This window comes from Dyadobacter sp. 22481, from assembly GCF_052044875.1.
GTDB classification, from domain to species: Bacteria; Bacteroidota; Bacteroidia; order Cytophagales; family Spirosomataceae; genus Dyadobacter; species Dyadobacter endophyticus.
Genome location: NZ_JBQENV010000002.1, coordinates 1,070,392 through 1,085,966, shown reverse-complemented (window position 1 = coordinate 1,085,966; position 15,575 = coordinate 1,070,392). Strand labels below are relative to the sequence as shown.

General features: G+C 50.4%; 7 protein-coding genes. All 7 read right to left on the bottom strand.

Annotated features, from left to right (window positions below):
- Positions 1-27 precede the first annotated feature (27 nt).
- On the bottom strand, positions 28-2,406 hold the full coding sequence (locus ACTJJJ_RS14515) for an ABC transporter permease (RefSeq protein ID WP_440702163.1): 2,379 nt from the start codon (positions 2,404-2,406) through the stop codon (positions 28-30).
- A 120-nt stretch (positions 2,407-2,526) separates the two neighbouring features.
- Complete coding sequence (locus ACTJJJ_RS14510) at positions 2,527-4,908, bottom strand: FtsX-like permease family protein (RefSeq protein WP_440702162.1); 2,382 nt, start codon at positions 4,906-4,908, stop codon at positions 2,527-2,529.
- Positions 4,909-4,912: 4 nt separating this feature from the next.
- Positions 4,913-7,342 carry an ABC transporter permease gene (locus tag ACTJJJ_RS14505; RefSeq protein ID WP_440702161.1) on the bottom strand — a complete coding sequence of 810 codons (2,430 nt, stop codon included), beginning with the start codon at positions 7,340-7,342 and terminating at the stop codon, positions 4,913-4,915.
- A 9-nt stretch (positions 7,343-7,351) separates the two neighbouring features.
- Complete coding sequence (locus ACTJJJ_RS14500) at positions 7,352-9,769, bottom strand: ABC transporter permease (protein ID WP_440702160.1); 2,418 nt, start codon at positions 9,767-9,769, stop codon at positions 7,352-7,354.
- A gap of 188 nt (positions 9,770-9,957) precedes the next feature.
- Positions 9,958-12,339, bottom strand: coding sequence for an ABC transporter permease (locus ACTJJJ_RS14495; RefSeq protein WP_440702159.1), 2,382 nt, complete (start codon positions 12,337-12,339; stop codon positions 9,958-9,960).
- Positions 12,340-12,487: 148 nt separating this feature from the next.
- Positions 12,488-12,913, bottom strand: coding sequence for a hypothetical protein (locus ACTJJJ_RS14490; RefSeq protein WP_440702158.1), 426 nt, complete (start codon positions 12,911-12,913; stop codon positions 12,488-12,490).
- Between the two features lie 42 nt (positions 12,914-12,955).
- Positions 12,956-15,334 (bottom strand): ABC transporter permease, encoded by a 2,379-nt coding sequence (locus ACTJJJ_RS14485; RefSeq protein WP_440702157.1) that lies wholly within the window; start codon positions 15,332-15,334, stop codon positions 12,956-12,958.
- Between the last annotated feature and the right edge of the window lie 241 nt (positions 15,335-15,575).

The following is a 15,575-nucleotide window of genomic DNA, read 5'->3' as shown; positions in this document are numbered from 1 at the left end:
GGAAGTATTCGTGGTCCCTTTCCTCCTTTACTCCCTTTTCAAAATCGTTACAGGATTCAACAGCGCCGCTTTCACTGCCTGATAACCTACCGTTGCGAGCGTCACGAGCGCGAGGCCCATGGCGGCGAACAGGAAAATCCCGGCGTCGAGGTTGATTCGGAATGCGAAGTTGTCGAGCCATTTGTACATTGCCCAGCCAACTAGCGGGAATGCAATCAGCAAGGCGATCAGCAGGAGTTTGATAAAATCCATCGAAAGCATTAATACCACATTGGTAACCGAAGCACCCACCACTTTACGAATACCAATCTCTTTCTGCCGCCGTTGGGCCGTAAATGCGGCCAGCCCGAACAACCCCAGACATGAAATGACGATCGCAAGCCCGGCAAAATAGCGCGATAGCACTCCCACCCGTCGCTCCGACGCGTAAAGCGCTTTGTAATTCTCATCCAGAAACTGGTAATCGAACACCAGCCCCCGGTGATGGTCCTGGAAAAGCTTCCGCACACGGGCGATCGTCTGCTCCTCGGCGCCGCTCTGAATTTTCACCATCACATTGGGCATAATAGGGTACATCTGGAAGAAACAGGGCTTTACAGGCTCGTACAGCGATTCGAAATTGAAATCCTTCACTACGCCCACGATCTGTCGCTCCATCCCCCAGAATTTCACCGTCTTCCCCACCGGGTCTTTCAACCCCATACTTTTTATGGCCGACTCGTTGAATATGATCTCATTGGCCGCATGCTGGTTTTGGGTGAAAAACCGGCCTTCGCGCAACGTCATCCCCACGGTTTCCATGAAATTGTACCCCACTTCCAGGTTCGAAAACTCGATATCCTTTCCGGCAGGCTTACCGGGCCATTCGAAACCGGAAATCGCGCCGTGCTTGCCCGTCAGGTCATGGTAGTAGCTCGATGCATTCACCACCCCGGGGATGTTTTTAACTTCTCCCAAAAATGCCTCCGCTGCTTTCAGTTTCAGAGAGTCCATTTCAAGGGGTATTTCAAAATGAATAATATGGTCACGATTGTAGCCCAGGTTCCGGTTTTGGATAAACTGGATTTGCCGGTAGACGACGATCACCGAAACGATAAAAATCACCGACACCGCAAACTGGAATACCACCAATCCGCGCCGTACGAGCAATTCCCCCGCTGTGTTTCTCAATTTTCCTTTCAAAACAGACACTGGATCAAATCCGGACAGGTACAATGCCGGGTAGCTCCCCGCCAGCAAGCCGGTGATGAGCGTTATGACCAGGGCAACGGAAACCAACATCGGATCGGGCGAAAGCGCGACCTGCTTGCCGGTAATGCTGTTAAACTCCGGCAACAGGAGCAAAACCATGACCACAGCGACAAGCAATGACACAAATGTCAGCATCAGTGATTCACTCAAATGCTGCATGATCAACGAACTGCGCAGTGCTCCCACTACTTTTTTGATCCCCACTTCCTTCATGCGCCCCGAAGCTTTGGCCGTTGAAAGGTTCATGAAATTGATGCAGGCGATCACCAGAATGAACACCGCGATCACAGCAAACAATCTCACGTACGTAATGCGCCCGCCTGTCTGCACGCCATTCTCGAACTGTCCGTGGAGGTATTTGTCCGAATAGCGGATGGCAAAAAGCTGAAAGTCGTTATCCTTGTTTTTGGATTTCAGGAAATACCTGATCTTCTCGTTGAAAAGCGGGAGATCGGTGCCGCTTTTGAGGACCACAAACGTATTGGGATCGCTATTACCCCAGTTTTCCATTCCCGGCCGCCGCGCTTTGAACTGCTCAAAGTTGAAGAGTATATCAAACTGGTTGCTTGCATTGCGCGGGTTGCTTTTGAAAACGCCACCCACGCGGTAAAGCCCGCTAAATTGTCCCTCGTCCCACTTTACGGTTTTTCCAACCACATTTTGTTTTGTCCCAAATAACTTTTCCGCCATTTCCTCCGAAAGCGCCACCGTATTCTTATCGCCTGCCACCGCACCCTCATCGCCCTCCGTGAAGGGGCAGGTAAAAACAGCGAAGTAATCCTTACTCACGAATTGTCCCGCGGCTTTCAATTGCGTTTCTCCGGCCGAAATCACGCCTTTATTCGAAAACCATTCAGCAGGCACCACCGTCGTCGCCAGTTCCACTTCCGGCATTTCCGCTTTCAATGCGTCGGCCAATAGGCCAGGCGTGTGTTCTCCCGTCTTGATCCCATCCTCATGCGGCTGGTTGACCATGATCTGGAACAAATGCACGTCCTTTTCATTGTGCTTATCCACACGCAGCTCATCGACTACCCAAAGATAGATCAGCAACGTACAAGCTAGTCCCGTCGAAAGGCCAAGCAGATTCAGCAGCGTAAATTGCCGATCCTTGATCAGGCTACGCCATGCGATTTTCAGGTAACTCTTGATCATATTAGTATCTTGTTTTTGAGGGAGGAAGGAAGGGGAGGAAGGAGGAAGGGGAAGAAAGGGAGGAAGTATTTCTGGTCCCTTCTCCCTTTTCTCCATCCTCCCCTTCCTCCGCTTCCTCCCTCATTCCCTTTTCAAACTCTTTACAGGATTCACCAGCGCCGCCTTAATGCTCTGAAAGCTAACCGTCAGCATAGCGATACCGACCGCTAGAAAACCTGCCCAGACGAATATCCCCCAGTGGATCTCGATGCGGTAGGCGAAATCCTGCAACCAGCGGTGCATAAAATACCAGGCGACCGGGCTTGCGATCACGATCGCGACAAGCACGAGTTTCAGAAAATCCATCGATAGCATGGTTGTAATGCCCGCTACGGAGGCACCTAGTACTTTCCGCACTCCGATTTCTTTCGTCCGCTGCTCGATGGCGAAAATGGCCAACCCGAAAAGCCCGAGGCACGAGAGGCACACCGACAATAGCGCAAAAGTGGTCGTCAGGCGTGTTGCGAGTTCTTCGCGCTGATAGAACTTAGCGAGCTCTTCGTCGTAAAAACTATATTCAAATACATTTTCGGAAAACTGTTTCTGCCATACCGCGCCTATCCGGCTGATTGTCGAGGCATTTACGCGGCTCAACTTCACCCCCGCCCGGCGGTAGCGCGACTGGTCGGCAAAAACGATCGTCGGCTCAATGCCGGTGTAGAGGTCGCCGTTGTTGAAGTCGGATAATACGCCCACGATGGTGCCGGTTTTGCCCGCGTCGCCCACGTGCAGCCGCCGGTTCAATGCAGCTTCAGGCGATTTCAATCCTAATGCCCGCACCAGTTTACGGTTGATCAGCAGCTCGTTGAGCGTGTCCGAATGCGCCGGAACGCGGCCTGCGACGAGTTTCAATCCATAAGTCGTTACAAAATGCTCATCCGCGGCTCTCGACCGGGCCACGAATTTCTCCCAATCACGATTTTCAAATTTGATCGTCCCTCCGCCGCTGACCTGTACCGACGGCGCGCTCCTGAAAAACGAAAGGTCGGTTACCTCGGGCAATGCCGACAACTCGTTACGCAATGCCGTGAGCTTGCTGGTTTCTGTTTCAGGCAAATTCAAATGCAGGATAAGGTCCTTATTCATTCCCAGGTCCTTGTTTTTCAGGAATTGCGATTGGAGGATGATCAGCGTAGATACTGCGATCAGGACGAATGAAATGCTGAATTGTGTCACTACCAGCCCTTTCCTGACCGAGAAAAAGCTTCGGTTATTCTCCTTCAATAAGCCCTTGATGGCTTTCACCGGATTGAACCTGGAAATGACAAACGCCGGATAACCGCCGGCCAACATGACCACAAACACGAACAGTGCCGCGCAGAAAGCCAGCAACTGAGGATCACTGAAAGCATCTACACGCACATTCACGCTCAGCCATTGGCTCAACATCGGCGCAAAAAGCCATGCGAGTAGCAGGGAAATAGCGCTTGCTGCAAAAGTTAGCAATGCGGTTTCCTGTATAAAAAGCCAGAAAACCTGCGCTTGCGAAACGCCCATCACTTTTCTCACGCCTACTTCCTTGCTACGCTTGAAAGCCTGTGCCGTCGAGAGATTGATGAAATTGAAGCAGGCTATGAGAATCAGTAACATCCCTACCGTCGCCAACACGGTGATCGTGCTATATTTGATCTTACCGCCGTAGGCAATATTGAAATGCACATCCGACAAGTCTTGCAAATGGTAATGGAAAACTTTGCCGTCGCGGCCATAATATTTGCTCGCAAATGCCGGCATCTGTGCTTCGAATGCAGCCTTGTCTTCCGGTGAGCGAAGTGTAACAAAAGTTTCACGGCTGCCGTCGATCCAGCCCCAATCTTCGTAACCGTACTCCGGAACAATCTTTTTTAAAGTAGGCAGCGAAATGAAAATATCCTGCCTGAAATCGGTTTGCTCGGGGTAGTCTGCAACAACGCCTGCAATCACGAGGTTTTCGCGATTATCGGCGCGGATTACCTTACCCATTGCATTACCGCTCCCGAAATATTTCCGGGCATACCGCTCAGTCACCACGACCTGATTGGGCATAGCCATTGCCGAGCCACTGCCGCTAATCCATTTGTAATCAAATATTTGAAAGAAATCAACATTCGTAAAAACCAGGTGATCCTTTTCGAGAAACTTGCGCGACGTTCCGTCGTTATCGACGCGGATAGTTAACTCCTTATGCGCCACATAAGCGGCGTCACGGACGAAGCTGAACTCCTTTTTCAATGTTTCATGCAAAACAAAAGCCGAGCCCCGCTCCTGCTCCACGGAGCCATCTTCAAGATGTAAATCCACCACCACGCGATACGTCCTGTCGGCGTTGCTATGGTACCTGTCCACGCTGAGATGGTACTTCGCCAACTGGAATATCACAATCGCCCCGGCCATCCCAATGGCCAGTCCAATGAGGTTGATACCGGCGTAAATTCTATGCTTAGCCAGACTTCGTATCGCGAATTTCAGATAACTACCAATCATGATTCTATTCTGTTTTCAAACTCGTCACAGGATTCATCACCGCCGCCTTAATTGCCTGATAACTCACCGTGGCGAGCGTGAGCACCAGCGCACCTGCGCCTGCGAGGGCAAATATCCACCAGTTGATTTCGGTACGATACTGGTAATTTTGGAGCCATTCGCTCATCGAATACCCCGCAAGTGGAACGGCAAGGAGGCTTGAAACAGCCACCAGCGAAACAAAATCTTTGGAAAGCATGCCCCACAATGCCGCTACCGACGCACCCAGCACCTTGCGGATGCCTATTTCTTTGGTGCGCTGCTCGGCTGTGAAGGAAGCCAATCCGAATAAGTCGAGACAACTGATCAGGACAGCCAATGTGGCGAAAAAGCCAGCCAACTTTCCGATTCGCTCCTCCGTCCTGAATTTGGCGTCATACTCCTGGTCGGCAAACTTGTATTCAAACGGCGCTGCCGGTACCAGCTTCCTGAAAACACTTTCAATAGCGGGCAAAGCGGCTACCGAACTTACGTTAGGATGTAGTTTGATATTAATCCAGTTGGGAGAACCGAACAGGAAGAAAACGGTCGGTTTCACGGGCGTAAACGGCGATTCCATCACCATATCCTTCACCACGCCGAGCACTGTGAATGATTTGCGGACATTATCGGTCATCCATTGGCTTTTCCACGAAACGGCCATCCCGACCGGATCATCGACGCTCAGCAACCGGGCCGCCGATTCATTGATCACGAAACCTGACGTGTCGGAAGCGAAGTCTTTCGAAAAATTGCGGCCACTTACAAACTGCCAGCCAACGGTTTCCGCGTATTCCTGGGAGACTGTCAGCGTGGCAAATGTTTCGGTGAAACCTTCCGGCATTCCCTTCCAGCTAAAACCTTCGTTGGACGACCACACGCCCGTAATTGGGCTTTGCGATTCGGCTACTTCCTCTACCATGCCTGTATTCTTTAATTCGGTACGGATCATGTCGGTTTTCCCATAAAAATCCTCGGTTTTCATGGGTATCATCAGCAAACCGTCGCGCGAGTAGCCTACGGGCCTTTCCTTGGCGAATTTGATTTGTCGGTACACAATGCTGGTGCAGACAATCAATGAAATGGAGATGGTGAATTGCAATACCACCAGGATCTGACGAGGCGTGTAGGCGAAGCGCCCAAAATACGTCCTTCGCGGCGCACCGGAGCCTTTGAGCACCTTCACAGGCTGGAAGGATGTAAGGTAAATAGCCGGATAACTACCTGCCAGCACGGATGTAAGAAGTATAAAACCCGCGCTGCAAATCCAGAAATAAACATTATCCCACGGAATGACCATTTGCTTCGCGGCCAGATTATTGAACCACGACAGCGATAATGCGACGCCCACCAGCGACACCACAAACGATAGCAGCACTACAAGAAACGATTCACTGAAAAACTGTCCGATGAGCTGTATCCGCATCGAGCCAATTGCTTTACGCACGCCCACTTCACGCGCACGCTTCTCCGACCGCGCGGTGCTCAGGTTCACGAAATTGATACAGGCCAGTAATAACACAAAAAAGCCGATCAGGCCGACCATCCAAATATATTTCACCGGGCCTTCTCCTACTGCGCCATTCCGGAAATCGGAGTACAAATGCCAGTCTTTCATCGGATGTATCCACATTTCCGGGCGGGTGGCGGCCTCCTCTCGCATATCGTCCATTTTCCGGATCGCATTCAGCTCCGAAAGACGGATAGCTTCGCTGGCTGTATGGAAATCGGCATTATCTGTCAGTTGCGTAAAAATCCAGATAGCGTGGTTATCCCATTTCTTGTCCTTCATCCACCTGTTTTTTTCCAGAAAATAGTCCCACGAACCCATGAACTGCACATCGCTGAATCGGGTATTTTGCGGAAAGTCCTCATAAACACCCGTCACTTTCAGGTTCAGATCGGTATCGACCTTCACAAGCTTGTTCATCGGATCGGCGTCGCCGAAAAGTGAGCGGGCGGTCGATTGAGCGAGAATGATCCCTTGCTGATCATCCAGCGCCGACCATGAACCCCGTACCATCCGAAGTGCGAACATTTCCAGCGCCCCTGCTTCAATAAATTGGCCGTTGCGAGGCAGTTTGGTTTCACCTGCCGTGAGAATATTCTCACCGGTCTGAGTCGAAGCGACAATACGTTTAAAATTACCTGCATAATGCGTTTTCAACTCTTCCACATAGGGCACAGGCAGCGAGAACGACGTTTTCTTTTCGCCGTGCTCCACCTGGTTTTGGAGCACCTGCCCTATCCGGTCGTAATTTTTGAAATAGCGGTTGAACGAAAGCTCGTCATATATCCAAAGGCCGATCAGCATTGCCACACCCATCCCGATCGCCAATCCACCGATGTTGATCGCCGAATACCCCTTGTTTTTCCAAAGGTTACGGAGGATGATTTTTAGGTAGTTTTTCAGCATGATCCTTTTTTATTCCGAACGCAACGACTTCACCGGATTGACCAACGCCGCCTTAATGCTCTGAAAACTGACCGTCAACAAAGCTACCCCTACCGCGATTACACCGGCCAGGAGGAATACCCACCATTCGATACTGACCTTGTACGCAAAATCAGATAGCCATTGGTTCATGCCGTACCATGCGAGCGGCGAGGCGATGACAATGGCGATACCCACGAGTTTTATAAAATCTTTGGAGAGTAGTGAGACAATGCTCAACACCGAAGCACCGAGCACTTTACGAACGCCGATTTCCTTGGTACGCTGGATGGTCGTAAATGCGGCCAGTCCGAACAGACCCAGACAAGCGATAACTACGGCAAGCCCGGCGAAAATCCCGAACAGCTTCCCTACCCGCTGCTCCGACTCATACATTTTATTGAAACGTTCGTTTAGAAATGAATAGGCGAAGGGGTTGTCCGATGTAGCTTTCCAGCTCTTTTCCAACGTTTTAAGCAAGCCTGGAATATCATTTGTTTTGATGCGAAGGGCCATCTGGTACTGGTCGCCCCCGTAGAACATTACCAGCGGCGCAATGCGCTCGTGCATTGAACGGAAATGAAAATCTTTGGTAACCCCCACCACGGTATAGAACTTCTTGCTCTCCGGCGTGCCATTACCAATCGTCCTGAGACGCTTGCCAATCGGGTTTTTCCATCCAAATTGCTTTACAGCCGCCTCGTTGATCAGCACGGATGCGCTGTCGCCGCCGAAGGTTTTTGAAAAGTTCCGGCCTGCGACGAGGCCGATGCCCAATGTTTTCAAATAGTCTTCGTCAACCTGGTATGTAGTGAAGCGGTATGGCGTAATGCTATTATCGGCGCTTTCGGGCAGGAAACCGTCCGTGCCGCTGTTGGAGGCGCCCGCTGGAATGTAGCCCGCGAGGGTGACGCTGCTTACTGCCGACAGGTTGCCGAGCGTTTCCTTGAAAGTCTTCGCCTTATCACCCAGTAAATGGGTATCGTGCAGGATCAACACCTGTTCTTTATCAAAACCTACATTCTTATTCTGAATGAAGCGCAGCTGTTGGTAAACGACCATCGTCCCGATGATCATTGCAATGGAAACCACAAACTGAACGGTAACCAGCGTATTGCGGAGCCATCCGCTTTTTATGCCCGCCTGGATGCTCCCTTTCAACACCGCCACCGGCCTGAAAGCCGAAAGAAAAAATGCAGGGTAGCTGCCGGCCAGCAAACCGACAACCAGGCACCCCGCCAATGCATATGCGATCATCCGGACATTCAGAATAGATTGCAGGTCGAATTGCTTGCCGGCCAGGTCATTGAAACCCGGCAATAGCAGTACTACCAATCCGAATGCTGTTAAAAGCGCAAAAAGTGTTACCAGAATCGATTCGATGAGGAACTGCGCCATCAATTGCTGGCGTACCGAGCCCATGACTTTACGAACACCCACCTCCTTGGCCCGCCCCGCCGAACCGGCTGTGGAGAGGTTCATGAAATTGATGCAGGCAATGAGGAGAATGAATGCGGCGATGGCCGTAAAAATGTAAATGTATTTGATGTTGCTGTTGCCTTCCAGCTCGTTTTCAAGGTTGGAGGTGAGGTGAATGTCGGTCAATGGCTGTAAACCGAAGCCGAACCGGTCGCCTTTACGTAAATATTCGTCATAGCTCATTCCCAGAAATTCTTGGATTTCCGGCCCGATGTATTTCCTGACGAGTTGCGGCATCTGAGCCTCGAGTTTTTCAACCGGATAGCCATTGCGCAGCAAAACATAGGTGTGTGCGCCGCTCGAAAGCCATTTCTCTCCCAACTTGATTGATTTCATCGACCCGAAAAAATCATAATGGAAGTGCGAGTTGGAAGGCACATCTTCACAAACGCCCGTAACCCGAAACAAACCGATATTGCCCATACTGAGGCTCTTCCCGATCGGATCCTCTTTTCCGAAATATTTCAATGCGGTAGATTGGGTCAGAACGACCGTCTGCGGCTCTCTAAGCACGCTATTGGCGTCACCCTTTAACAGTGGTATGGAGAAGAAGTTGAAAAAATTGGAGTCGGCAAAAATGACACGCTCTTCTAAAAAGCGCTTTTCTTCTTTTTTGACTAAAAAAGTACCATTGGTATTGAGCCTCGTATATGCCTCCACGCCCGGGTAGTCGCGCATGAACGCAGGGCCCGCAGGAGCGGACGCGCCCGCGATGTTGATGTCGTTCCCTCCTATCCGGCCGTGTAATGTGACCCTAAAAATGCGGTCGGCATGCTTGTTGAAGCGGTCGTAACTCAGTTCGTGCTGAACAAAGAGCAGGATCAGCATACAAGTCGCCAATCCGATTGCCAGTCCGAGAATATTAATGGAAGCGAAAGCCTTTTTATTCCAAAGGCTCCGGAGAGCGATTTTCAGATAGCTGGATATCATAACTGCGCCGGTTGCGGGGGTTAACGGATAGATTTCCCTGTTTGACAGTCAAATTATGCACCAGCCAGTAATAATATTACAACTATCTGAAAATCAATTTCTTGCCTACAATCAAAACAAATCAGCGGTGTTCAGTATCGGACATATCCCGTTCGATTTGGAACGGGGCGGTGCAGCCAGGCAGGGCGTTACTCACTCCGCAAGCTCTTCACCGGGTTCATCACGGCAGCTTTGATACTCTGGAAACTGACCGTAGCGAAAGCAATGGCAGCAGATAGTACTGCCGCAATCGCGAACACCCACCAGTAAATATCCGTGCGGTAGGCAAAGTTTTCCAACCAGCGGTCCATTCCGAAGTAAGCAATAGGCGACGCCACCAGGAATGCAATAAGTACGAGTTTAAGAAAATCCCTGGAAAGCAAACCCACAATACTGGCAATGGATGCACCCATGACCTTCCTCACGCCGATTTCTTTTGTGCGCTGCGTGGTACTGTAAGACGCCAACCCCAGCAAGCCCAGGCAGGAAATGAATATCGCCAGAACCGCGAAATTGAAAAACAACTTTTCAAAACGCTCTTCGCTGCGGTATTGCCGATCGAAGAATTCGTCCATAAAATAGTAGCTGAACGGCCTGCCGGGAATAGCTTCTTTCCACTTCGCCTCCACCGCAGCAACTGTTTCTTTCAAGCGGTTACCTTCAATTTTGACCGAAACAAGGTTTGCCCCGCCGGGCTCGATGCGCATGGTGAGCGGTTTAATGTTTTCCTGCAATGAGCGAAAATGGAAGTCCTTGATCACCCCCACGATCTTACCCTCGCGTCCCCACTGCTTGAAACGACGTCCGAGCGCATCTTCGGGTTTGGAATACCCCAGCAACTTCACGGCAGCTTCGTTGATCACCATCGCCTGCGTAGTATCAGTCCCAAATTCCCTCGAAAATGGACGCCCCGCCGCCATTTTCAGTCCAAATTGCCGGATATAGTCGAAATCTACAAAATAGAGGTCAAGGTTCGCGACCTGCAAGTCGCCGCTCTTGTTCTCGATTTCGGAATATGCGCCCGGATTGGAACTACCGGGCACGCTGGATGATGCCGCCGTATATTTTACACCCGCCAGTCCCGTCAGCGATTCCTTAAATGCCCAGCGCTTCGGGTCGCCCTCGGTGTTGAGTACCAGCATTTGATCCTTGCTGAAACCGAGATCACGGTTACGCATGTAATTCATTTGAATATAGACGATCATCGTTGCGATGATCAGCGCGATCGAAATGGCAAACTGAACGGTTACCAGCCCTTTTCTCAACAAAATACCTTTGATACTGGTCGTAAACCGTCCTTTCAAGACTGTTACCGGCTCGAAAGACGATAATACCAACGCGGGATAAATCCCGGCCAGGATGCCGATCAGGGTCGCCGCCACTAACATGTATACGAGAAATGATGGATCGGCAAATATGCCTGAAACGATCACTTTGCCCGCCAGGTTATTGAACAGCGGCAACAGTGCAGCCGAAAGTGTAATTGAAAACACAAAGGCGATAAGGCAAAGCAACACCGATTCACTCACAAACTGCCTCGCCAGCAACCCCCTGGCCGCCCCTACTACCTTGCGTATCCCCACTTCCTTGGCCCGCTCCGCCGAGCGCGCCGTGGTAAGGTTCACGAAGTTGATGCAGGCGATCAACAGAATGAAAACAGCTACGACGGAGAACACATATACGTTGCTCATGCTGCCCTTTTCGGCGACATCCCGCTCAGAACGCAAATGCACGTCGAGCAGCGGTTCCAGGAAAAGTTTATAGGACATTTTCGACTCCTGCATGAGCTTGCCCGCCCGGCGTTCGAGGTAAGCAGGTAACTTCTTTTCCAAAGCTTTGCTATTGGCGCCCGGTTTCAGGAGCAGGTAGGTCGTTGCTCCGAAATTGCCCCATTGCTCGTCGATACCGCGGTTGAAACGTTGCGTCATGGTGGTCATCGAAACGAACATATCACCTTTGATGAGCGAGTTTTCGGGGATGTCTTTCATAACGCCCGTAACTTTCGCCGGAAGGCCTTCGCCCGATAGCAGCAAAGTTTGCCCGACGGGGTCGCTGTCACCAAAATACTTTTTGGCTGCTTTTTCTGTAAATACCAGGCTCAGTGGCTCTTTCAGCGCCGTTTTAGGATCGCCCTGGATCAGTTTAAAATCAAAAACACGGAAAAGCGATGAATCGGCAAACACTGTTCCTTCCTCCTGAAATTTGATATCCCCTTTTCGTACAAGGAAGCTGCCGCCGTTAATGCGCGCATAGGCTTCAACTTCAGGAAAATCCTGCTTGATCGTCGGTCCGAAGGCCCATGATGTAATACCTGCATTGATGGTTTCGGAAGGCGTGATGACATCGGTCACCAACCTGTAAATGCGGTCCGATTTGGAATGAAATGCGTCGTAAGTCAGCTCAAAATTGACATACATAGAAATCAGCAAACAGGCCGACATCCCGACGGTCAGCCCCATAATATTGATCAGTGAAAATACCTTGTGCTTCCAAAGGTTCCGGAAGGCGATTTTGAAATAGTTTTTAAACATGGCTGTCAGGTAAATAAGGCTTTAAAATTGACCTCGCATTAAACGCATACCAGAATTGAAAACCACTGATAATCAATGTTATACATTTCCAAATAAAAACTCAGCTGTCCGAAAACGAACAGCTGAGCGGATTGCCGGTATTGGCAGGTCACAAGTTGGTGAAGCGCAATGTTTGCCCGTAAACCACCGTTCCATTACTCAAAATTGCGTAAGCACGGTAGTAGTTACTGTTTGTACAAATCTGAGGACCAACCTTTTGTTTAATCCCCGTCGAAAATGGCATGTCGAAGACAATTTTAGGATAGTCTTCTATTGTAGGATTCTCACGGTTCGGCCCGGAGCCGCCGCTAAGGGCTGCGTTGTAGACTATACCGTATTCAGTTACTGGTATGGTACCAATATTAAGCACCTCCAATTCCGTGGTAAACGAGCATTTGCCGTGGATCGAATCGTAAAACAATTCATGTGTACTCAGCAACGGAGGCTCGCCCGGCGGCTGATGGTCCTGGCAAGAATAGCTGAACAGAAATAGCGATAAAAAGACTAATCCGAAAACTGAAAACCGTTTTTTCATAAGACGAGTGGCTTAAAAATTTGTAGTATATAAAATGACTACCTAGTCACTCTTTAGAGACGCCGCCGGGTTAATCATCGCTGCATGTATGGCCTTGAAACCCACGGTCAGAAGTGTCAGGAACAACATCATGAAGACGGTCAGGAAATGCACCCAGAGCGGAAGGCTGATCCGGTAAGCAAAATCCTCCAACCAATGTGACATAAAATACGACGCAAGCGGCATAGCAATAACAGCCGAAACGACTACCAGCCCAATAAACTCTTTCGAAAGCATCCCGACGATACCCGCGGCCGATGCACCCAATACTTTCCGTATACCGATTTCCTTTGTCCGTGTTTCAGTGGTAAAAGTGATGAGCCCGAAAAGTCCCATACAGGCGATGAAAATGGCGAGTACAGTGAAGACCGAGAACATCGCGGAGAGCCTCGTTTCATTTTTAAATGTCTCGTTGAATGCGTCGTCGAGGAAGTAGTATTCAAAAGGGGTTTCGAGGTCGTACTTTTTAAAAAGCAGGCCTATTGCCTTTACGTTCCCGGCAATGTCCGTTTGCGCGTCCATCCGCACATACAGCACGCCCCGTGAAGCGCCGGGCATACGGAGCATATTGGTCGTATCGCTGGCAACCGACAGCATCATCGCCTTGGCGCCGTGCTGCACATCCGTAAAATCGAAGTTTTTTACTATCCCGTCCAGGTTTATACCTTCCCTTATCTGCTGCCCGAGCGGATCGCCTTTGATGCCAAGCTGGGAAACCGCCAGCTCATTCAGCAAAGCTCGATTGCGGCCTGCTCCGGGCACCGGCGGCGTTTTCCATTTAAGCCCCAGGGTTTTCACAAACTGCTCGTCCACCACCATTTGCGAAACCGCAATATCCTTTTTGGTGATTTTGTTTGGAATAAAAAACATATTGTATCCTTTGAAGAGGCCCGCATTCGCAAAAGTGGCGCCCGACACGCCGGTCTGCTGCCGCACTGCGTTGCGGAAAGGAATGTAATTGCCGGCCATCGAAGGCCCGAGGGGAATGCTCAGTACCTGTTCCTTGTTGAGCCCCAATTCTTTCCGCTGCATAAAAGAGAGTTGCTCACGCACGATCAGGCTTCCGACGATCAGCGCCATGGAGACTGCAAACTGAAAAACAGTAAAAACCCGCCTCACACCTACCCCACCGATACTGCCTGTAAACCGGCCCTTTATCACTTCCAAAGGGGCAAAACCCGACAATACAAACGCCGGATAGCTCCCGGCAACCAATGCAGTGAGGGCGAGCAAGCCGCCCAGAAAAGACAAAAAGTAGGGAGATATCACAAAGGAAGTATCGATTTTCAAGCCCAGCAATGCATAAAACGGCTGGCTCAGATAAAAGACCATCAGCAACCCCAACCCAAAGGCCAGCGCACAGACCAACACCGATTCCATATAAAACTGACCGCCCAGGCCCGCACGCGTAGCACCCACTACCTTCCGCACGCCTACCTCACGCGCGCGCTGCGTCGCCCGGGCGGTGGCGAGGCTCATATAGTTGAAAAGCGCGAGCATCAGTACTGCCACGGCCGCAACGGCGAAAATCGGGATCAGTTTGCTGTTTCCGGCATCGTTGAATGCGCCGCCGAGGTGAATGTCGTCCAGGCTTTCCAGCGCGTATTGAGGTTTAAGCTCACCGGCAGCTTCCTTCAATGGTTGAAGTCGGTTGATACCCTGCTCGATCAGCGTCTTCGATGCTCCGGCGTGCAGCAGCACATACACATTGAAAATCCCGCCGCCGTTATCCCAATTTTTACGATTGGCCTCGCTCAGTCTCGGATATGTCTCGTTTGAAATAACAAAATCAAAATCCAGTGACGAATTCGATGGCGGGTTTTGAGCAACGCCGGTAATCTGAACGAGGTGCTTTGCTTCATACAACAGCGCCTTTCCGACGACATCTGTACTTCCAAAGTACTTCACCGCCGCCCGTTCCGAAACCACCATCGTGAAGGGCCTCGTTAATGCCTGCGCCGCATTCCCTTTTTCAAGCGGAAAACTAAATACACTGAAAAACGACGGATCGGCGAACATGACATTCTTTTCCAGGATCGCTTCCTCCTTCCGTCCGGGACGCGCCATCGCAACATTCCTGTATGACGGTAAAATCCGGACGTAATCCGCTACCTGCGGCACGCCCTCCAACAGCGTCGGTGCGAAACTGGCGGCAAAAGAATTCATCTGAAATTCATTGTCCCCCATTTTGACTTTGGCAAGCACCCGCTGAATGTCGCCGTGCCGGCTATGAAACCGGTCGTAACTGTGCTCATGGACCACAAACATCAGTATGAGCGTCGAGACGCATATCCCGGCAGCAAGCCCGAGGATATTGATCAGCGAATACGTCTTGTGCCTGAAAAGGCTCCGGATGGCGATTTTAAGGTAGTTTTTAAGCATGAGTATGGCGGACACGTTCTGGTTGCTGACTTAAACCAGCCAGGCAACAAATCCGTACCACATATTAAAACACTCGATTTCAAACATATACAACCAAAACAGTGTTCGAAACCGGACACTACATTTCAATCTGTTTATATCAAATAAAAGTGTATATGAGTAATGGATACTTTTGTCTGATATCAAAATACAGCATTATATTTTTGAATCATAGAACCGAACGATGATCTTAAAAACTACC

What these genes read in the sequence shown, in the direction of transcription:
- ACTJJJ_RS14515 (WP_440702163.1), bottom strand. Translation starts at nt 2,406, where the DNA reads ATGATCAAGAGTTACCTGAAAATCGCATGGCGTAGCCTGATCAAGGAT.
- ACTJJJ_RS14510 (WP_440702162.1), bottom strand. Translation starts at nt 4,908, where the DNA reads ATGATTGGTAGTTATCTGAAATTCGCGATACGAAGTCTGGCTAAGCAT.
- ACTJJJ_RS14505 (WP_440702161.1), bottom strand. Translation starts at nt 7,342, where the DNA reads ATGCTGAAAAACTACCTAAAAATCATCCTCCGTAACCTTTGGAAAAAC.
- ACTJJJ_RS14500 (WP_440702160.1), bottom strand. Translation starts at nt 9,769, where the DNA reads ATGATATCCAGCTATCTGAAAATCGCTCTCCGGAGCCTTTGGAATAAA.
- ACTJJJ_RS14495 (WP_440702159.1), bottom strand. Translation starts at nt 12,339, where the DNA reads ATGTTTAAAAACTATTTCAAAATCGCCTTCCGGAACCTTTGGAAGCAC.
- ACTJJJ_RS14490 (WP_440702158.1), bottom strand. Translation starts at nt 12,913, where the DNA reads ATGAAAAAACGGTTTTCAGTTTTCGGATTAGTCTTTTTATCGCTATTT.
- ACTJJJ_RS14485 (WP_440702157.1), bottom strand. Translation starts at nt 15,334, where the DNA reads ATGCTTAAAAACTACCTTAAAATCGCCATCCGGAGCCTTTTCAGGCAC.